15 protein-coding genes and 1 riboswitch are annotated in these 18,613 nt (G+C 66.5%); of the genes, 7 read left to right on the top strand and 8 right to left on the bottom strand.

Features of this window, described 5'->3' with window-relative positions:
• Positions 1 to 24 precede the first annotated feature (24 nt).
• The 3 genes from DFS13_RS34465 to DFS13_RS34455 form a co-directional block, all read right to left on the bottom strand.
• Complete coding sequence (locus DFS13_RS34465; RefSeq protein WP_006483848.1) at positions 25 to 1,701, bottom strand: S10 family peptidase; 1,677 nt, start codon at positions 1,699 to 1,701, stop codon at positions 25 to 27.
• 73 nt (positions 1,702 to 1,774) lie between these two features.
• A complete protein-coding gene (locus DFS13_RS34460) occupies positions 1,775 to 3,364 on the bottom strand; it encodes a protease pro-enzyme activation domain-containing protein (RefSeq protein WP_111442710.1) in 1,590 nt (529 codons plus the stop codon).
• 273 nt (positions 3,365 to 3,637) lie between these two features.
• A complete protein-coding gene (locus DFS13_RS34455) occupies positions 3,638 to 4,258 on the bottom strand; it encodes a LysE family translocator (protein WP_006488495.1) in 621 nt (206 codons plus the stop codon).
• A 134-nt stretch (positions 4,259 to 4,392) separates the two neighbouring features.
• On the opposite strand from DFS13_RS34455, the gene DFS13_RS34450 reads away from it, so the two are divergent.
• Entirely contained in the window at positions 4,393 to 4,857 is a 465-nt protein-coding gene (locus DFS13_RS34450; RefSeq protein WP_006488501.1) for an Lrp/AsnC family transcriptional regulator, read from the top strand.
• Positions 4,858 to 4,921: 64 nt separating this feature from the next.
• Here DFS13_RS34450 and DFS13_RS34445 read toward each other — a convergent pair whose 3' ends face one another.
• A complete protein-coding gene (locus tag DFS13_RS34445) occupies positions 4,922 to 5,833 on the bottom strand; it encodes a LysR family transcriptional regulator (RefSeq protein ID WP_034203465.1) in 912 nt (303 codons plus the stop codon).
• 139 nt (positions 5,834 to 5,972) lie between these two features.
• Here DFS13_RS34445 and speB point away from each other — a divergent pair, with 139 nt between their 5' ends.
• Positions 5,973 to 6,929, top strand: a complete 957-nt coding sequence (speB, locus tag DFS13_RS34440; RefSeq protein WP_006495120.1) for an agmatinase — start codon at positions 5,973 to 5,975, stop codon at positions 6,927 to 6,929.
• A 55-nt stretch (positions 6,930 to 6,984) separates the two neighbouring features.
• The gene (locus DFS13_RS34435; RefSeq protein ID WP_006495119.1) at positions 6,985 to 8,310 is read left to right on the top strand and encodes an MFS transporter; all 1,326 of its coding nucleotides are present in this window, start codon (positions 6,985 to 6,987) and stop codon (positions 8,308 to 8,310) included.
• Between the two features lie 115 nt (positions 8,311 to 8,425).
• On the opposite strand, the gene metE is transcribed toward DFS13_RS34435, so the two are convergent.
• Positions 8,426 to 10,720, bottom strand: a complete 2,295-nt coding sequence (gene metE / locus DFS13_RS34430; RefSeq protein WP_111442709.1) for a 5-methyltetrahydropteroyltriglutamate--homocysteine S-methyltransferase — start codon at positions 10,718 to 10,720, stop codon at positions 8,426 to 8,428.
• A 127-nt stretch (positions 10,721 to 10,847) separates the two neighbouring features.
• Here metE and DFS13_RS34425 point away from each other — a divergent pair, with 127 nt between their 5' ends.
• Positions 10,848 to 11,756 (top strand): LysR family transcriptional regulator, encoded by a 909-nt coding sequence (locus DFS13_RS34425; protein ID WP_059720899.1) that lies wholly within the window; start codon positions 10,848 to 10,850, stop codon positions 11,754 to 11,756.
• A gap of 20 nt (positions 11,757 to 11,776) precedes the next feature.
• On the opposite strand, the gene DFS13_RS34420 is transcribed toward DFS13_RS34425, so the two are convergent.
• Both DFS13_RS34420 and DFS13_RS34415 read right to left on the bottom strand, forming a co-directional pair.
• On the bottom strand, positions 11,777 to 12,505 hold the full coding sequence (locus tag DFS13_RS34420) for a CbtA family protein (protein ID WP_077021344.1): 729 nt from the start codon (positions 12,503 to 12,505) through the stop codon (positions 11,777 to 11,779).
• A gap of 13 nt (positions 12,506 to 12,518) precedes the next feature.
• Positions 12,519 to 12,728 (bottom strand): CbtB-domain containing protein, encoded by a 210-nt coding sequence (locus DFS13_RS34415; protein WP_006488502.1) that lies wholly within the window; start codon positions 12,726 to 12,728, stop codon positions 12,519 to 12,521.
• Between the two features lie 32 nt (positions 12,729 to 12,760).
• Positions 12,761 to 12,904, bottom strand: a riboswitch (cobalamin riboswitch).
• Between the two features lie 46 nt (positions 12,905 to 12,950).
• On the opposite strand from DFS13_RS34415, the gene DFS13_RS34410 reads away from it, so the two are divergent.
• The 3 genes from DFS13_RS34410 (at position 12,951) to DFS13_RS34400 (ending at position 16,337) form a co-directional block, all read left to right on the top strand.
• Positions 12,951 to 13,541 carry a histidine phosphatase family protein gene (locus tag DFS13_RS34410; protein ID WP_012493567.1) on the top strand — a complete coding sequence of 197 codons (591 nt, stop codon included), beginning with the start codon at positions 12,951 to 12,953 and terminating at the stop codon, positions 13,539 to 13,541.
• Positions 13,542 to 13,706: 165 nt separating this feature from the next.
• Complete coding sequence (locus DFS13_RS34405; RefSeq protein ID WP_006488499.1) at positions 13,707 to 15,299, top strand: inorganic phosphate transporter; 1,593 nt, start codon at positions 13,707 to 13,709, stop codon at positions 15,297 to 15,299.
• A gap of 276 nt (positions 15,300 to 15,575) precedes the next feature.
• Entirely contained in the window at positions 15,576 to 16,337 is a 762-nt protein-coding gene (locus tag DFS13_RS34400; protein WP_111442708.1) for a 2OG-Fe(II) oxygenase, read from the top strand.
• 257 nt (positions 16,338 to 16,594) lie between these two features.
• Here the strand turns inward: DFS13_RS34400 and DFS13_RS34395 are convergent, their stop codons facing one another.
• Entirely contained in the window at positions 16,595 to 18,019 is a 1,425-nt protein-coding gene (locus DFS13_RS34395; protein WP_012493569.1) for a DHA2 family efflux MFS transporter permease subunit, read from the bottom strand.
• Between the last annotated feature and the right edge of the window lie 594 nt (positions 18,020 to 18,613).

The following is an 18,613-nucleotide window of genomic DNA, read 5'->3' as shown; positions in this document are numbered from 1 at the left end:
GCGGCACGCTCGGGACGGGCAACGCTACGCGTGCCCGCCCGTCTTCTTCGCCTGCAGTGCACGAATCCGCATCCGCGCGCCCGTATCGCTGACCGTCGCGTCGTACATCGTCGCGAGATCGCGCTTGAGCGCGGTGCGCGAGCCACCGTCGAGATACACCATGTGCCCCGACGGATAGAACCGTGCGGACAGGTTCTGCCGCACCTTCTGGTCCTCCAGCGGCATCTGCTGCAGATCGATCACGGTCTGGTAGAACGGCGTGACGAAATCGTAGAAGCCGTTCGCCGACAGCACCTTCAGGTCGACGTTCAACGCCATCACCGCGGCGAGGTCACCGGCCGTGTAGAGGATCACGTTCCCCTGCGCATCGATGCCCTGCTGCGCGCCGGTCGGGTCGATGTGGCTGAAATCCCAGTTCTGGAACGCCTGGTCGTTCAGGTCCGTGAACGCGGAATTCGACGTGAACTTCAGCTGCTCGTTCAGGTAGCTGTTCCACATCGCCGTATAGACGCCCGTCACGGCCGTCATCGTCGGATCGTTGCCGCCCGAATTCGGGTCGATCTTGCCGGCGATACCCGACGAGATCCCGGTCACGCGGCCGTCGTACGAACCGAGCGCGAGCCCCTGCGCATGCAGCAGCGTCGTCAGGAACAGCGAATTGCCGCGCGCGTCGTAGCCGGCGATATTCAGCCCCCACGACTGCAGCGTCGCCGTATCGATGCCCGTGTATTGCGACAGTTTCTGCACGGTGGCCGGGTTCGCATGCGGCACCGCGCGCAGCGCGCTCAGGTAGTCGGTGCGCGCGAACTGCGCGACCTCCTCGACGAACGCGCCGAGATCGCTCGGCGGCGGCTTGATGCCGAGTTTCTTGTGATACCACGCATCGGCCGCGGCGGTCGGCAGCGTACCGACCGGGTTGCCGGCCTGCCGGTAGTCGAGGATCGACGATTGCAGCGTGACGCCGTTCAGGTCGACGCCGTCCTCGTGCAGCTTGTACGCGAGCACGCAGCTGCGCGCGGTGCCGTACGATTCGCCGAACAGGTATTTCGGCGAATTCCAGCGGTTGTTCTTCGTCAGGTAGCGCTTGATGAACTGCTTCAGCGAATTCGCATCCTGGTCGACGCCCCAGAAGTCGCGGTTCTTGTTCGGCGCGACGGCCGCCGAATAGCCGGTGCCGACCGGGTTGATGAACACCAGGTCGCTGTGGTCGATCATGCTGTCCGGGTTGTCTTCGATCTGGTACGGCGCGGGCGGCGTGAAGCCCGGCATCGACGTCTTGATGCGCTTCGGCGCGAATGAGCCGAGCAGCACGAACACCGACGACGAACCGGGCCCGCCGTTGTAGAAGAACGTCACGGGCCGCGTTTCCTCCTTCGCGCCGTCGGCCGTGAACGCGACGTAGAAAATCTTCGCGGCCGGCTGCGAACTGCTCGGATCGACGGTCACCAGATGGCCGACCGTCGCCGTGTACGCGATGCGTTTCCCGTCGATCAGGATCGTGTGGTGCGTGATCGCGGCCGCCTCGGTCGTGTCGGTCACCGAATCGTCCGGGCCGTTGCCGTACGCGACCGGGTCGAAGAACGGCTGGTCGCGGCCGTGGCTCAGCGCGACCGGGTTGATGGTCGGCGGCACGCCATGCGAATTGTGGTCGCCGTGATGCAGCGGATACACGCCGCCGGAAGATGCGGAATCGATGCCCATCGTGCTGCTCCTGGAGGTGAAAAAAGACGCGGGCAGACCACCCGCGTCGAACGGAAAGGCGTGCGCCGGCGCGTCAGCTCGACGGCTTGCGCGCGAGGATCGTGGCGAGCTGCGCGCCGTTCGGGCTGCCGAGGCCCGTGCACGCGTCCCAGCCCGACGCGGCCGCATAGGTGCCGTTCGATCCTTTCGTGATGTCGCGCAGCGCGTCCGGATGCTTGTACAGCACCGGATTGATCCAGCCGGCCGACGCGCCGGCCGCCGCATTGATCCGCGCGATCAGCGCGGCCCACAGCGGCGCGACCGCGCTCGTGCCGCCCATCACCGCGGGCGTGCCGGCCACCGACACTTCGTAGCCCGTCTGCGGCGACGCGTCGCCGGCGACGTCCGGCACGCCGCGCTTCGCGAGCGGCGTGCTGCTGCCGTCGGCGCGCGCGACGTTCAGCCCCTGCTGCCACGCCGGCAGGTCGAACAGCGCACTGACGCCGCCGCCACCCGCGCCGCCGCCCGACGCCTCGTCGTTCCACGTGACCTCGCTGCGAATGCCCTGCCCGGGCAGCGCGTCGAGCTGCGTGCCGCCGCAGCCGAGCACGTACGGGCTCGACGCGGGGAAGTCGACGTGATCGGCGCCATCCTGCAACCCGTCGCCCGAGCCGCTGTCGCCGGACGCCGCGCAGACGGTGATGCCCTGCGCGGCGGCCGCCTGCAGCACGCGGTTGAACGCGTGTGCGGACTGCGCCTGCCAGATCGCTTCCGGGCCGCCCCAGCTGATCGAGATCACGGACGGCTGGTTCGTCTTGTCGGTCACGGCCGCGTTGACGGCCTGGATGAAGCCTGCGTCGCTGTTCGGCGCGAAGTAGACGGCGATCTTCGCGGCCGGTGCGATCGCGCCGGCGATTTCGATGTCGAGCGCGACTTCGCCGTCCGGGCCGTTCGGCTCGCCGGTCGGCGCATTGCGGCCGGTGCCGACGTTCACGTCGACAAGCTTGGGCGGTGTCGTGATGCCGAGCCCGCGGAAATACTGCTGGATGTCGGCCGCGCGATAGCCGCCGCCGAGCTCGATGATCGCGATGCATTGCCCGGCGCCGTCGCCGGCCGGAAAGTCGTACAGCGACGCAAGCTGGATCGGCGTGAACGTGACGGCCGCCGCGCCGCGCGCCGGCTTGAACGGCGGACGAAAGCGGAAGTGCGGCCGCGCCTGCGGGCGACTGTCGAGGCCGAGCACCGCCGTCACCGCATCGCCGAGCTCGTCGGGCAGCGCGATCGGGCCCGAGCGGCCGCGGTACTGGCCGATCGAACGATGCTCGAAACGCTCGAGCTTCACGCTGAACGCGGTTTCGAACTGCCTGATCGTGCCGGACAGCACGACGACGCTTTCGACCGGATCGACGCGATCGACCGTCAACTGGTGACGTCGCGCGAACGCCTCGGTCTTGCGGATGTCGTCGGGATTGGCGGAGAAACGCTGCGCGAACGCGTCGCGCGACACCGGTTTTGCGCGGGCGTCGCCGGTGGCGAGCTGGTGAACCAATGCATCGAGTTGCCCTTCTTCCTGCCGCCGCAACATGATCGTGACGTGAATGCGTTCTGCCGGATCGCACTGGCCGAGGCACTTGGACTCGGCCACGATGCGGGGCTCACGGTCGGCTTGAAGATGCCTTGCCATGTTCAGACCCTCCTTGGTACCGCGTTGCACGGAACAGCCAGGAAATCGGACATAGCCTGCGGAAGACGGTTCCGTTCGGTCAGTCGGTTCGCGACAGCGCGTGTGCGACCGCGCGAAGTTAAAGGAAGTTTAGAACAGTCAGACGATTTGCGCGCACGCCCTGCTGCGGCAAGGCATGCGCGCGAAGGCCGGCATTGCGCGCGGCCTGCATTGATCCCTCACGGCGCGCCGCAGGGCCGATCGGCCCGCGCGGCGACCATGCCGCGACGACGCTCAGTCCATCGACAGCCGCAGCGCGAACCCGATCAGCGCCGCGGAAAAGGTCCAGCGCTGCACCGTCTGCGCGAGCGGATGCGCACGCATCCACGCCGCGATGCGCGACGCGCCGAACACGCACGCGAGGTCGAAGCACACGCCGGCCGCCACCAGCAGCGCGCCGAGCTCGAACATCTGCCAGACGACCGGCCCGGCCTCGGGCCGCACGAACTGCGGCAGCAGCACCGAGCAGAACAGCAGCGCCTTCGGGTTCAGCAGGTTGGTCAGCAGCCCCTTCACGAACGACTGCCGCAACTCGCCCGCCGCCGCGTCGCCGTCGCCGAGCGCGAACACCGGCGAGCGGAACACCTGGATCGCGACATACGCGAGATAGAGCGCGCCGCCGTAGCGGATCACTTCGTACAGCCACGGCGCGCTACGGATCAGCGCCGCGACGCCGCATGCCGACAGCGTCACGTGCGCGGTGCGCGCGAGCGACAGGCCGGCTGCCGCCGCCATCCCCGGCCGCACGCCGCGGCCGATGCTGGTCTGCAGCACGAGCGCCATGTCGGGCCCCGGCACCGCATAAATGGCCGCCAGCGCGGCGAGATAAATCAACAGCAAATGCGTGGAAATCATGGTCCGCCCCCGTCCTCCAATGACGATATGTTGCCGCTGAAGGAGGAGGGATTATTGGCCATCTTTGGCCGAGGCTTGGCGATTCGTGGGGGAATCCGCCACAATCCTCCGGTCAGAACAAGGATTCCGCCAACATGATCGACCTCGACAAAACCGACCGCGCGATCCTCGCTGCGGTGCAACGCGACGGCCGGCTGCCGATCGCACGGCTCGCCGAATCCGTGGGCCTGTCCGAGACGCCTTGCGCCCGGCGCCTCAAACGTCTCGAAAACGACGGCTACATCGAGCGCTATCGTGCGCAGCTGTCACGCCAGGCGCTCGGCTTCGGCGTGGTCGCGTTCGTGCTCGTGCGGTTCGCGACGCACGACCGCAAGGTCGCCGACCGGTTCGAACGGGAAGTGCTCGGCATCGAGCGGATTCTCGCGTGCCACAACGTCGCGGGCACGGCCGATTACCTGCTGCAGGTGGTCGCGCGCGACCTCGACGACTACGGCACGTTCCTGCGCGATTCGCTGCGGATGCTGCCGGGCGTGACGTCGATCGAATCCGCGCTGTCGCTGCGCGAGGTGAAGCACGACGCGGGTTTGCCGGTGCCGTGATGCGCGCCGGGCCGGCCAGCCCGGCCGGCCGCAACGCTCGTTCACATTGCCGGCTGCGCCGGTGTCATGCGACGTCCGGCGCTTGATGCGCGCGCTCGAGATCCTCGAGGAACGCCTCCACGAGCGGATTCCCGCGCCCGTTGCGCGCGACGACCATGTGGAACGTCACGTCGTAGCGCAGTTGCTCCGGATTGAGCGGCGCGAGCAGCCCCTGCGCGACGTACGGCGCCGCGAAATGCTGCGGCAGGTAGCCGAGATGGTGGCCGGACAGGATCAGCAGCGCGACGGCCTCCATGTTGTCGGCGGTCGCGGTCACGCGGTCGGGCGTCGTCGACAGTTGCGCCTCGGGCAGCGGATACGAGCGCCACGCCCATTCGAAGCCCGCGACGTCGGCCGGCGTCAGCGTGCCCGCGCCGTCGAACAGCGGATGGCCGCGGCCGCAATACGCGACCTGACGCTCGATGAACAGCGGCGTGTAATGCAGCGACGGCACGCGGTGCCAGAAATAGCCGACCGCGATCTGGATCTCGTCGCTCAGCAGCTTCTCCTCGAGATCGCCGGGCGCGCGCACCGAAATCGAGAAGCGCACGGCCTCGTCGCGCGTGCGGAACGCGGCGATCGCCTCGGCGATCCGCGCATTCTGGCTCACCGGCGTATGGCCGATCAGGCCGATGTTCAGCGTGCCGACCAGCTGGCGGTCCATGTGCCGCGCGGCCATCCCGAATTCGTCGAGCGCCGCGAGCAGCTTGCGGCTCATCGCGTGGAACCGCTCGCCCTTCGGCGTGAGCCGGAAGCCGCTGCGGCCGCGTTCGCAGAGCCGGTAGCCGAGCCGCGTCTCGAGCGACGACAGTTGCGCGCTGATCGTCGACTGGCCGACGTTCAGCACCGCCTGCGCGGCCGACACGCCGCCCGCGTCCGTGACCGCGAGAAACACGCGGATCAACCGCAGATCGAGGGTCGACAGATTCCCCAGCACGTTCATCCCCTTCCATACATCGATGAAAATCGATGTTTACGTCGATATCTTCGCATTCTTCTTTCCCGGCGGAGCGCGTAAAACTGTGCGCCAAGCCGCGTCGCATGATACGGCAACCCCACACTGGAAGAGACGCCCCATGAACGACCACACCCATTTCCAGCCGCTCGGCGGCAATGAAATGCCGCGCTGCGGCGGCATCGCGACGATGATGCGCCTGCCGCACGTGGCGAGCGCCGAAGGCCTCGACGCCTGTTTCGTCGGCGTGCCGTTCGACCTCGGCACGTCCAACCGCACCGGCGCGCGCTTCGGCCCGCGCCAGATCCGCACCGAATCCGTGCTGCTGCGCCCGTACAACATGGCCACGCGCGCAGCACCCTTCGATTCGCTGCAGATCGCCGACATCGGCGACGTCGCGATCAATCCGTACAACCTGCACGATTCGATCGCCCGCATCGAGGCCGCGTACGACGCGATTCTCGAGCACGACTGCAAGCCGATCACGCTCGGCGGCGACCATACGATCGCGCTGCCGATCCTGCGCGCGATCCACCGCAAGCACGGCAAGGTTGCATTGATCCACGTCGATGCACACGCCGACGTGAACGATACGATGATGGGTGAAAAGATCGCGCACGGCACGCCGTTCCGTCGCGCGGTCGAGGAAGGCCTGCTGCACGGCGACAAGGTCACGCAGATCGGCCTGCGCGGCACCGGCTACGCGGCCGAGGATTTCGACTGGTGCCGCGAGCAGGGCTTCCGCGTCGTCCAGGCCGAGGAATGCTGGAACAAGTCGCTCGCGCCGCTGATGGAAGAAGTGCGCGCGCGCATCGGCGACACGCCCGTCTACATCAGCTTCGACATCGACGGCATCGACCCCGCCTACGCGCCGGGCACCGGCACGCCGGAAATCGCGGGCCTCACGGTGCCGCAGGCGCTCGAGATCATCCGCGGCGCGAAGGGGCTGAACATCGTCGGCTGCGATCTCGTCGAAGTCGCGCCGCCGTACGACCCGTTCGGCACCACGGCGCTGCTCGGCGCGAACCTCGCGTACGAGCTGCTGTGCGTGCTGCCGGGCGTCGCGTACCGCGACTGATTCCCGCACCGCCATCTATTCCAAATCAGAGGATTCCAGAGGAGCACACACAAAGATGGGGACTTCCGTCAAGCAACCGAAGCGGGCAGCGCTCGCTTCGTTCGTCGGCACCACGATCGAGTGGTACGACTTCTATAGTTACGCGACCGCCGCCGCCATCGTATTCGGGCCGCTGTTCTTTCCCGGCGAAAACCGCTTCATCAGCCTGCTCGCGTCGTTCGGCTCGTTCGCGGTCGGCTTCTTCGCGCGGCCGCTCGGCGGCGTGCTGTTCGGCTATCTCGGCGACCGCTTCGGCCGCAAGCGGTCGCTGCTCGCGACGCTGATGCTGATGGCCGTGTCGACGGTCGCGATCGGCCTGCTGCCGACCCACGCGCAAGCCGGCGTGGTCGCACCGATCCTGCTCGTGCTGATGCGCGTGCTGCAAGGCATCGCGGTCGGCGGCGAATGGGGCGGCGCGGTACTGCTGGCCGGCGAGCACGCGCCGGAAGGCAAGCGTACGTTCTTCGCGTCGTTCGCGCAGCTCGGCAGCGCGAGCGGCCTGATCCTGTCGATGCTCGCGTTCGGCGCGATCAGCACGCTGTCGAAGGACGACATGATGAGCTGGGGCTGGCGCGTGCCGTTCCTCGCGAGCGCCGTGCTGCTGGTCGTCGGCTTCGTGATCCGCGCGAGCGTGTCCGAGTCGCCCGAGTTCGAGGAAGTCAGGAAGAGCGGCAACACAGCGCGGAACCCGGTGCGCGAAGCGCTCAAATACTGGCCGCTGCTGCTGCTCGCGATCGGCGCGAACGTGTACGGGATCGCCGGCGTGTATTTCAGCAATATCTTCATGATCAGTTATGCGACGCAGTTCCTGTCGCTCGACCGGTCGATGGTGCTGCATTGCATGACGATCGTCGCGGTGCTGCAGTTCGTCGTGCAGCTCGCGGCCGCGTTCCTCGCGCAACGCTTCGGCACCACGCGCGTGCTGCTGATCACCGGCGCCTGGGCGATGATCGTCCCGTTCGTGATGCTGCCGCTCGTGCACCTCGGCACGCCGGTGTCGATCACGGTCGGCGTCGGCCTCGCGACGCTCGCGGAATCGGGCTACTACTCGGTGGTCGCGGGCTTCGTCAGCGGCATCTTCGTCGCGCGGATCCGCTATACGGCGATCTCGATCGCGTACCAGGTGTGCGGCGCGCTCGCCGGCGGCCTCACGCCGCTGGTGGCGACCGTCATCGCGCAGAACACCACGCCGCACTGGTGGCCGCTCGCGATCCAGTACGCGAGTGCCGCCGTGCTGTCGTCGCTGTGCGTGTGGCTGATCTCGCGCCGGGTCAGCATCGACGATGCGGGTGCACCCGGCAAGACGGACGAGGTGCTGCCGCGCGGCACGCGCACCGCGTAACGCCCGGCGCATCGCGCAAATGCACGCATGACGAAAGCGGCCCGCTTCTGCGGGCCGCTTTTTTTGCCGTCGCGATCGTTGATCGCGACGGTGCCGCACGGTGCTTGCCGCGTGGCTACCGCACCTGATTGCGCAGCGTCTTCGCAGCCGCGACCATGTTCGTCAGCGCCGGAATCACTTCCCCCCACTGACGCGTCTTCAGCCCGCAATCCGGGTTCACCCACAGGCGTTCCGCCGGAATCCGTTCAGCCGCCTTCCTCATCAGGCCGACGATGTGATCCTGCGTCGGGATGTTCGGCGAATGGATGTCGTACACGCCCGGCCCGATTTCGTTCGGATACTTGAAGTCGTCAAATGCATCGAGCAGCTCCATGTCCGAGCGCGACGTCTCGATCGTGATCACGTCCGCGTCCATGTCGGCGATCGACGCGATGATGTCGTTGAACTCCGAATAGCACATGTGCGTGTGGATCTGCGTATCGTCCTGCACGCCATTCGCGGTGATGCGGAACGACTCGACCGCCCACTTCAGGTATTCGCTCCACTGCGCGCGGCGCAGCGGCAACCCTTCGCGCAGCGCCGCTTCGTCGATCTGGATCACGCGCACGCCGGCCTGCTCGAGATCGAGCACTTCGTCGCGGATCGCCAGCGCAAGCTGGTAGCACGACACCGAGCGCGGCTGGTCGTCGCGCACGAACGACCAGTTCAGGATCGTCACGGGGCCGGTCAGCATCCCCTTCATCGGCTTGTTCGTCAGCGACTGCGCATAGGTGATCCACTCGACCGTCATCGCCTTCGGGCGGCTGATGTCGCCGAACAGGATCGGCGGCTTCACGCAGCGCGAACCGTACGACTGCACCCAGCCGAACTGGCTGAACGCGTAGCCGTCGAGTTGTTCGCCAAAGTATTCGACCATGTCGTTGCGCTCGGCTTCGCCGTGCACGAGCACGTCGAGTTCGAGCGATTCCTGTTCGCGGACGCTGCGTTCGATCTCGGCCTGCATCGCCGTGCGATAGCCGGCTTCGTCCAGCGTGCCGGCCTTGAACCGGCTGCGCGCCTGGCGGATTTCGGCGGTCTGCGGGAACGAGCCGATCGTCGTCGTCGGGAACGCCGGCAGGTTCAGGCGCGCCGACTGCTTCGACGCACGCTGCGCATACGGGCTCGCGCGGTTGCCGAGCCGCGCGTCGATGCGGGCGATCGCGGCCTTCACCGCCGGATTGTTCACGCGCGGCGAGCGGCGGCGCGACTCGATCGCGGCGGCATTCGCGGCGAGCGCGTCGGCCACCTTGTCGCGGCCTTCGTTCAGGGCGGTCGCGAGCACCTTCAGCTCGTCGAGCTTCTGCAGCGCGAACGCGAGCCATGAGCGGATTTCCGCGTCGAGCTTCGCCTCGTTCGCGAGATCGACCGGCACGTGCAGCAGCGAGCACGACGGCGCAAGCCACAGCCGGTCGCCCAGTTGCTTCGCGAGCGGCTCGAGCCAGTCGAGCGTCGCGTTCAGGTCCGTCTTCCAGATGTTGCGGCCGTTGATCGCGCCGATCGACAGCACGCGTTCGGGCGGCAGCTCACGCACCAGCGCGTCGACTTCGTCGCGTGCGTTGATCGCGTCGATATGCAGGCCGTCGACCGGCAGCGACGCCGCGAGCGTCAGGTTGTCCTGAAGCTGGCCGAAATACGTGGCGAGCAGCAGCTTGATGCGGCGCGTTTCGAGCGCCGCATACGCGGTGCGGAATGCCTGGCGCCATTCGGCATCGAGCTCGGTGACGAGAATCGGCTCGTCGATCTGCACCCATTCGACGCCCTGCGCGGTCAGCGTGTCGAGCAGCGCGCCGTACACGGGCAGCAGCTTCGGCAACAGCGCGAGGCGATCGGAATCGTCCTTCGCCTTGCCGAGCCACAGGTACGTGACGGGGCCGAGAATCACCGGCTTCGCATTCACGCCCTGCGCGTTCGCTTCGGCCAGTTGCTGCAGCAGACGCGACGGATCGAGCGAGAAGTTCGTGTCCGCATGGAACTCCGGCACGATGTAGTGATAGTTCGTGTCGAACCACTTCGTCATTTCGCCGGCCGCGACCCCGCCGCAGCACGCGGCGCGCGCCTCCGCCGACTGCGCCGACCGGCCGCGCGCGACGCGGAAAGCGTTGTCGAGCGCATCGCCGTGGAAATCCTGCACACGCTTCGGCAGGTTGCCGAGCGTGAAGCTCATGTCGAGCACCTGGTCGTAGAACGCGAAATCGCCGATCGGCGCGAGATCGAGGTCGCGCTGGTCGTGCCAGTGGCGCCGGCGCAGTTCGGCGCCGAGCGCCTTCAGTTCGTCGCGCGACGATTCGCCCTTCCAGTAGCGTTCGAGACCGAACTTGAGTTCGCGCTTCGCGCCGATGCGCGGAAAACCGAGGTTGTGTGTCGTGACCATGAAGCTGCCGTCCAGAGAAAAATGAAGATCCGGCAGCCATCATAGGGATTTCAAACCATGAAATAAAATGGCATTATTTCATTCAACCATTAACATTCTTCATGTATTCGTCGGGTGTGCGCAAGCCATGCTGGAACGATTCCATCTCGTCGTCATTCGTGAAGTCGAGCGTCAGGGCTCGCTGACCGCGGCGGCCCATGCGCTGCACCTCACGCAGTCGGCCCTCAGTCATACCGTCAGGAAAATCGAGCAGCAGCTCGGCACGCCGATCTGGGACCGCGAAGGCCGCGGCCTGCGGCTCACGCAGGGCGGGCAGTATCTGCTGAAGCTGGCGAACCGGCTGCTGCCGCAGTTCGAGCTCGCCGAGGAACGGATGAAGCAGTACGCGAAGGGCGAGCGCGGCACGCTGCGTATCGGGATGGAGTGCCATCCGTGCTACCAGTGGCTGCTGAAAGTCGTGTCGCCGTACCTGTCGCGCTGGCCCGACGTCGACGTGGACGTGAAGCAGCGCTTCCAGTTCGGCGGCATCGGCGCGCTGTTCGGTTACGACATCGACGTGCTCGTGACACCCGATCCGCTGAACAAGCCGGGGCTGCGCTTCGATCCCGTGTTCGACTACGAACAGGTGCTGGTGGTCGCGGATTCGCACCGGTTCGCGAATGCCGACTACGTGACGCCCGAGCAACTGACCGACGAGATCCTGATCACGTACCCGGTCGAAACCGACCGGCTCGACATCTACAACCAGTTCCTGACGCCGGCCGGCATCGTGCCGAGGCGGCACAAGTCGATCGAGACGACCGACATCATGCTGCAGATGGTCGCGAGCGGACGCGGCGTGGCCGCGCTGCCGCGGTGGCTCGCCGACGAGTATGCGGACCGGATGCCGGTCGTGCCGGTCAAGCTCGGCAAGAACGGCATCGCGAAACAGATCTTCCTCGGCATCCGCGAAGCGGATGCCGCGATCGACTATCTGGCCGCGTTCGTCGCGCTGGCGCGCGAATCGACGTGGAGCGCGCCGCGCATGCTGCGCTAGGCGCGCCCGCCTGGCCCGCGTCAGGCGGCGCGAATGCCGGTGCCGGTGCGTTCGCCGCGTTCGACCCACGCACCGAACAGCAGGCCGATCGTCGTCCACATGATCACCTGCATGCCGATGGCCGCCACGCGGAACTTCCACAGCAAGGCCGCCGGGAAATCGGCCGGCAACTCGCTGACCGACGGCAGCCCGATCTGCACGGCCGCGATGATCGCGACAAACACGAGCCCGGCGACGATCGACGCGTTCCACTGCCCGAGCTTTGCCACCAGATGGCGGCGCACGCTGACCGAGAACACCATCGTCGCGATCGAGATCGCGATCATCAGGAAGAACAGGCCCGTGCGATAACCGATCGTGTCGGGGTCGCCGACCGACGGCGGATTGGCCGGGTACTTGAGGTTCGGCACGATCACGAGCGCGACGAACGCCGCCAGCGCGAGCCACGCGGCCAGCGGCCGTGCCGGCAGGCGGCTGCCGCGTCCGTACGCATACGCGAAGACCAGCGAAAACAGCCCGCCGAATGCCGCGCCGTAGGTCACGACGCCCGTCAGTAGCCCGAGGCCGGCCTGCGTGTGGCGGCTGACCAGTTCCGGCTCCGGTGCCTCGCCTTGGGCGGCGGCGGTTTTCTCTTCGAGGGCGATCGCCTGATCGACCTGCGGTTCGCCGACGACTTTCGCGAAACCGAACGTGAGGAGGCCCGCGGCGATGCCTGCGAGCATCCCGCGCATGAGCAGCTTTCCGACCATCTTTTACTCCGCGTCAGTGGCAGGGAAAGCCGAGCAGATGGCGGCCGTCGTGGACGAATTCGTGGACATACATGCCCGGCACGAGCGACGTCGCGCCCTGTTCCGCACCGACGAAATACAGGGCGAGCAGCAGGATCAGGCCGACGAACACGGCCCACGGCAACAGCTCACGGACGGGGATGGGTGCCGGCACGACCGCCGGCTTCAGCACTGCTTCGCTCATGGATGCACCTCAGGGGAATCGCGCCCCGACAAATGATGGATGGGTACGAAGGCAGGTCTGGCTTCCGGGATCATCGATTCCCCGGTTACAGTGGCGCGACCGCGCCGGAATTGCACCGGCTTCCGCGCTTCGTATCGGGCGAATTGTACGCGCGAACGTTCGCGTATTGAAGCGACGACAGATGGGCAAGCGCGCCCCGCTCCGGATCATCCGACCACCGACATGAACCTGCATGCCTCGCTGCGCCTGATCGCGCACGCCTCGACCCGCGCGATGCGCACCGGCACGTTTCCCGACGACGATCCGCTCGACGCGCGCGGGCTTGCCGAAGCCGCCGCGCTGCACGGCCGGTGGACGGCCATCGCCGGCTCGCTCGTGCTGTGCAGCCCGGCACGCTGCGCAACGCAGACCGCCGACGCACTCGGGCTGCACGCCGACATCGACGACGCGCTGCGCGACATCGACTACGGCGACTGGCGAGGCAAGCGGCTGCACGATCTCGCACGCGATCTGCCTGACGAACTTGCCACGTGGATCGGCACGCCGTCCGCGTCGCCGCATCGCGGCGAATCGTTCGACGCCGCCGCACGTCGGGTCGGCACGTGGTTCGACGGGTTGCCGCGCGAGCGCGACGTCATCGCGATCACGCATGCGCCGATCGTCCGCGCGGCCATCGCGCATGTGCTGCGGATGGACCACGCCGCGGCCGCGCGTCTCGACGTTGCGCCGCTGTCGTGCACGACGTTCGTCGCGTCGCCGGCCGGCTGGACGTTGGCGGCGACGGATGATGAGCAGCGCGATACCGGCGCGTAAGCCGCTGTCGTGTTCACTATGTGAGTGATCGACGCGACTCGCTGCCTCGCATGCCGCCACTCGCCTTACATCCCCGTAAGACACACCGTTCGTCGTCCCGACTGTCATCAAACTGACTGCTAGCCGCAGCTAGGATCGGACGCGGTTCCCTTACGAGATGCCGTCATGAATCAACCTGCTTCGTCCGCCCCGAACAATCCGGGCTCCGTCGCGCGCACCCGGCAGGTCGGCTATGCCGCCTTCCTGCTGGTGCTCGTGCTCGGCGCCGTCTATATCGCCACCCACCTGGTCGCCGATCTGGCGCCGGTCCGCGAAGGGACGCTGTTCCCGTACCTGCTGCTCGGCGCCGCCCTGCTGATCGCGCTGGGCTTCGAATTCGTCAACGGCTTCCACGACACCGCGAATGCGGTCGCGACCGTGATCTATACGCACTCGCTGACGCCGAACGTCGCGGTGATCTGGTCGGGCATGTGGAACTTCCTCGGCGTGATGGTCTCGAGCGGCGCCGTCGCGTTCGGCATCCTGCAGTTGCTGCCGGTCGAGCTGATCCTGCAGGTCGGCAGCGGCTCGGGCTTCGCGATGGTGTTCGCGCTGCTGATCGCCGCGATCGTGTGGAACCTCGCGACCTGGTATTTCGGGCTGCCGTCGTCGAGCTCGCATACGCTGATCGGGTCGATCATCGGCGTCGGGCTGATGAACCAGCTGATGCATGGGCCGTCCGGCACGAGCGGCGTCGACTGGGGCCAGGCGCTCGGGGTCGGCAAGTCGCTGCTGCTCTCGCCGATCGTCGGCTTCCTGTGCGCGTCGCTGCTGCTGCTCGTGCTGAAGGCGCTCGTGCGGATTCCGGAGCTGTACAAGGAGCCGCCGAAGGATCAGCCGCCGCCGTTCTGGATTCGCTGCCTGCTGATCCTCACCTGCACCGGCGTGTCGTTCGCCCACGGGTCGAACGACGGGCAGAAAGGGATGGGGCTCATCATGCTGATCCTGATCGGCACGGTGCCGACCGCGTATGCGCTGAACAAGGCCGTCACGCCCGCCGAATCGCAGACCTTCGTGGCGGTCGCGAACCAGGCGGCTGCGACGTTCGGGAAGTACACGAACGGCATCGCGCCGTCCGCGAACCCGCGTGCCGATGTCGAACACTACGTGCAGCACCGTGAACTGACACCCGCCGTGCTGCCGGCCGTCGCGCAGCTGTCCACGTCGCTCGCGACCGCCGTCGGCGCGTCGGGCTCGATGGCGGCCGTGCCGCAACGCGACGTCGACAACGTGCGCAACACGATGTACCTCGTGTCCGAGGCCATTCGCCTGATCGAGAAGTCGGGGCAACCCGCGTTCGCCGCCGCCGACAAGCTCGCGATCGACAACTACCGCAAGCAGCTCGACCACGCGACCAAGTTCATTCCGACGTGGGTGAAGGTCGCCGTCGCGATCGCGCTGGGCCTCGGCACGATGGTCGGCTGGAAGCGCATCGTCGTGACCGTCGGCGAAAAAATCGGCAAGCAGCATCTGACCTACGGACAAGGCGCATCGGCCGAACTCGTCGCGATGCTGACGATCGGCGCCGCCGACATGTACGGGCTGCCCGTGTCGACGACTCACGTGCTGTCGTCGGGCGTCGCGGGCACGATGGCGGCGAACGGCTCCGGGTTGCAATGGAGCACGGTGCGCAGCCTCGTTCTCGCGTGGGTGCTGACGCTGCCGGCGTCGATCGCGCTCGCGGCGGGGCTTTACTGGTTGTTCCGGTCGCTGGCCTGATTTGGGGACGCGGCGGGTGGCGGGCAGGAGCCGCCATCCGCCGCGATAGGCTGGATCTGGCGTTTCGTTACCTCTCCGCTTCCCCTTCTCCTCCGCCACCTCTCTGGTACCTCACCACATTCAGTGTGCCGATGCCGCAGCCCGCTTTTCGCTGTTTCATCATCCGAATTAAAGCGCAAGATCTGGAGCGTACCGGCGCATGGACGCCGCTAGACTGGGTTCATCAACTTCCATCGTGGACTCGACCGTGCGCGACTGCACGGCCCCACACCGCCGATGCCCAGAGGTACGCCCGTGAACATTGCCGATCTGCAACCTGCCGTCGAATCGCTGGACATCGCGCAACGCGTCGACACCCTCGACTGGCCGACGGTCGAGGGCGAACTCGATCGCTACGGATGCGCGCGCGTACCGGGCCTGGTGTCGGCAAGCGAATGCGATGCACTCGCGTCGCTCTATCCGTACGATGCACTCTATCGTTCACGTGTCGTGATGGCCCGGCACGGCTTCGGCCGCGGCGAATACAAGTATTTCGCGTATCCGTTGCCTGCGGTCATCGCCGAGCTGCGCGCGACGCTCTACCCGCATCTCGCGCCGATCGCTAATCGCTGGAACCAGGCACTCGGAGTCGACGTTCGTTATCCGAAGGAGCATGCGACGTTCCTCGATCGCTGCCATGCGGCGGGACAGACGCGAGCGACGCCGCTGATCCTCCAATACGGCGCCGACGACTACAACTGCCTCCATCAGGACCTGTACGGCGAGCACGTGTTTCCGCTGCAGGTCGCGATCCTGCTGTCGGCGCCGGGCCGCGATTTCAGTGGTGGGGAGTTCGTGTTGACGGAACAGCGACCCCGCATGCAGTCGCGCGCGGAAGTGGTGCCGCTGACACAAGGCGACGCCGTGATCTTCGCGGTGCACGGCCGGCCGGTGCAGGGAACCCGCGGCGTCTATCGCGTCAACTTGCGCCACGGCGTCAGCCGGATTCGAAGCGGCCATCGCCACACGATCGGCATCATCTTCCATGATGCGCAGTAGCGGGAATCGGGACGACGGCGCTACTGTCGTCCGCATATCGCATTCGGCCTTGATGCTCGTTCCGGCACCGCACGTCATTGTCCGGAGAGCGCGGCGGTCCAGCATGGTTGCGCGGCAGGCCCATTCGCCCGCGGTGACGGCAAACCGGTTACGCTGACCGTCAAGCGATCGCTACCGTGACGAATCGGCGCCTCGGGTGAGCGCCCAAAAACAAGCTCACTCACTGGTTGCACCGCCAATTCGATTTGCAGTCGGGCCTATCCTCGCGCTATGTTGGCCCGCAGCCGGTCGCCAGCATTGGAAGCCAGCCGTGCATAGCCCGGCAACGTCAGCAGCGCGAGCACGCCCGCCGCGACGAACGCCCAGCGGAAATCGTCGAGCACGTAGTGCATGCCGGCCGCATCGCCGCGCACCAATGCCGCTAGCCGCAGCGACAATGCGCCAAATGCGATCCCCATTCCGATCGTCATCTGCTGCGCGGCGCTCCACAGCGTGCTGGCCGCGCTCGTCTGGTGAGACGGGATATCCGCATAGGCCAGCGTCGCGAGCGTCGTGAACTGCATCGACCGCGTGAGCCCGTAGACGAATACGACGAACAGCGTGATCGCCAACGGCGTCGACGCAGTGAGCCAGCCGCATGCGATCGTGAAGATGCCGACGATCGTCACGTCGACGAGCGCGACACGCCGAAAGCCGTAACGGTCGAGGATCCACGATGTCCCCGCCTTCATCCCGAGATTGCCGAGCGCGCTCGCGAGCAGCAGCAGGCCTGACTGAAACGGCGACAGCCCGAAGCCGATCTGGAACAGCAGCGGCAGCAGGTACGGGACGGCGTTGATCGCCATCCGCGTAATCGAACCGGTGATCACCGTCACCGAGAACGTCGGCACCTTCAGCGTCGTGAAATCGAGCAGCGGATGCGCGCTGTGTCGCGCATGCAGCCACGCGGCGATGCCGAACAGCACGCTTGCGCCCACCAGGACACCCGCGCGCGTGAAGTCGACATCCTGCTGCCCGGCCGCTTCCGTGCCGATCAGCAGGCACGTCAATGCGCCACCGGCCAGTACGAAGCCGACCCAGTCGAGCGGCCGTTGCTCGTCGGCCCGCGTATTCCGGACGATCAGCCAGGTACAAACGAGTGCGGCAAGACCGAACGGGACGTTCAACAGGAAGATCCATCGCCATGACGCGTAGGTCGTGATGAAGCCGCCGATCGGCGGCCCGACGACGGGCGCGACGATGCCCGGCCACGTGATCGTCGCGATCGCGCGCATCAGTCTCGCCTTCTCGGTACTGCGCACGACGATCATCCGGCCGACCGGCACCATCATTGCCCCGCCGACACCCTGCAGCAGCCGCGCAGCCGTGAACGACATCACCCCTTCGGACAGCCCGCACAGCACCGACGCGCCGGTAAAGACGACGATCGCACTCGCGAAGACGGTACGCGAACCATAGCGGTCCGCGATCCAGCCGCTGATCGGAATGAACACCGCCAGCGCCAGCATGTACGCCGTCATCCCGAGACTCAGCGCATTCGGTCCGACGCCGAACGAGCTGGCCATTTGCGGCAGCGCAGTCGCGATCACGGTCGTGTCGAGGTACTCCATGAAGAACGTCGCGGCGACGAGATACGGCAAGAAGTCGGTCGTCCGACCACTTTGGGCGGGGCTGTCAGTCATGAACGATGCAGGAGACGGAAGGCCAAAGACGCCGATCGCCGGGGATGCAGACACGCACCTGCGAATCGGGACGAACGGCGATATTACCCCGAAGGGCTTGCTCTCCGCTCTGTCGAGCATGCCGGGCGAATGAACTTTATGCGCATAGATTTTTTATGACGATTTCGCGCTGTGCTCGCGGAGTGAGCACTTGATGTGGCACACCGAAGCGTCGGGAGATGAAGCGAGGGCTTTCGTCAGGAAGCGGCATTTATCAATCATCGTCGATCAACATCGCTCATCACCGGCCATCACAGCTATCGGCGCTGGATGTGCAGCATTAGCTGGAACCGGCCCGAAGAGGGATAGGTCCGATTGGCAAAAGGAAGTGGCGGGAGATGCCGGACGGCACGAACAGCGAGTGTGGAACTGGCGGGCTCGGCGCTCCGATTGATTGCGTCAGCGGGGAGCCAGCGGACGTAGCCTTGGCAACGCTTCGCCGCACGATTTTTCTGGTGCGCCAATGCAAAAACCCCCGCCTTTCGAGCGGGGGTTTCTGGCTTAGGGAGCCTGACGATTACCTACTTTCACACGGGAATCCGCACTATCATCGGC

This window comes from Burkholderia sp. 28_3 (assembly GCF_003253915.1).
GTDB classification, from domain to species: domain Bacteria; phylum Pseudomonadota; class Gammaproteobacteria; order Burkholderiales; family Burkholderiaceae; genus Burkholderia; species Burkholderia cenocepacia.
The sequence above is the reverse complement of the archived record's forward strand: the minus strand, read 5'-3'. Positions and strand labels throughout refer to the sequence as shown.

Excerpts from the sequence above, each read along its gene's own strand:
- DFS13_RS34465 (WP_006483848.1), bottom strand. The coding sequence starts at position 1,701 with ATGGGCATCGATTCCGCATCTTCCGGCGGCGTGTATCCGCTGCATCAC.
- DFS13_RS34460 (WP_111442710.1), bottom strand. The coding sequence starts at position 3,364 with ATGGCAAGGCATCTTCAAGCCGACCGTGAGCCCCGCATCGTGGCCGAG.
- DFS13_RS34455 (WP_006488495.1), bottom strand. The coding sequence starts at position 4,258 with ATGATTTCCACGCATTTGCTGTTGATTTATCTCGCCGCGCTGGCGGCC.
- DFS13_RS34450 (WP_006488501.1), top strand. The coding sequence starts at position 4,393 with ATGATCGACCTCGACAAAACCGACCGCGCGATCCTCGCTGCGGTGCAA.
- speB (WP_006495120.1), top strand. The coding sequence starts at position 5,973 with ATGAACGACCACACCCATTTCCAGCCGCTCGGCGGCAATGAAATGCCG.
- DFS13_RS34435 (WP_006495119.1), top strand. The coding sequence starts at position 6,985 with ATGGGGACTTCCGTCAAGCAACCGAAGCGGGCAGCGCTCGCTTCGTTC.
- metE (WP_111442709.1), bottom strand. The coding sequence starts at position 10,720 with ATGGTCACGACACACAACCTCGGTTTTCCGCGCATCGGCGCGAAGCGC.
- DFS13_RS34425 (WP_059720899.1), top strand. The coding sequence starts at position 10,848 with ATGCTGGAACGATTCCATCTCGTCGTCATTCGTGAAGTCGAGCGTCAG.
- DFS13_RS34420 (WP_077021344.1), bottom strand. The coding sequence starts at position 12,505 with ATGGTCGGAAAGCTGCTCATGCGCGGGATGCTCGCAGGCATCGCCGCG.
- DFS13_RS34415 (WP_006488502.1), bottom strand. The coding sequence starts at position 12,728 with ATGAGCGAAGCAGTGCTGAAGCCGGCGGTCGTGCCGGCACCCATCCCC.
- DFS13_RS34410 (WP_012493567.1), top strand. The coding sequence starts at position 12,951 with ATGAACCTGCATGCCTCGCTGCGCCTGATCGCGCACGCCTCGACCCGC.
- DFS13_RS34405 (WP_006488499.1), top strand. The coding sequence starts at position 13,707 with ATGAATCAACCTGCTTCGTCCGCCCCGAACAATCCGGGCTCCGTCGCG.
- DFS13_RS34400 (WP_111442708.1), top strand. The coding sequence starts at position 15,576 with ATGCCCAGAGGTACGCCCGTGAACATTGCCGATCTGCAACCTGCCGTC.
- DFS13_RS34395 (WP_012493569.1), bottom strand. The coding sequence starts at position 18,019 with ATGACTGACAGCCCCGCCCAAAGTGGTCGGACGACCGACTTCTTGCCG.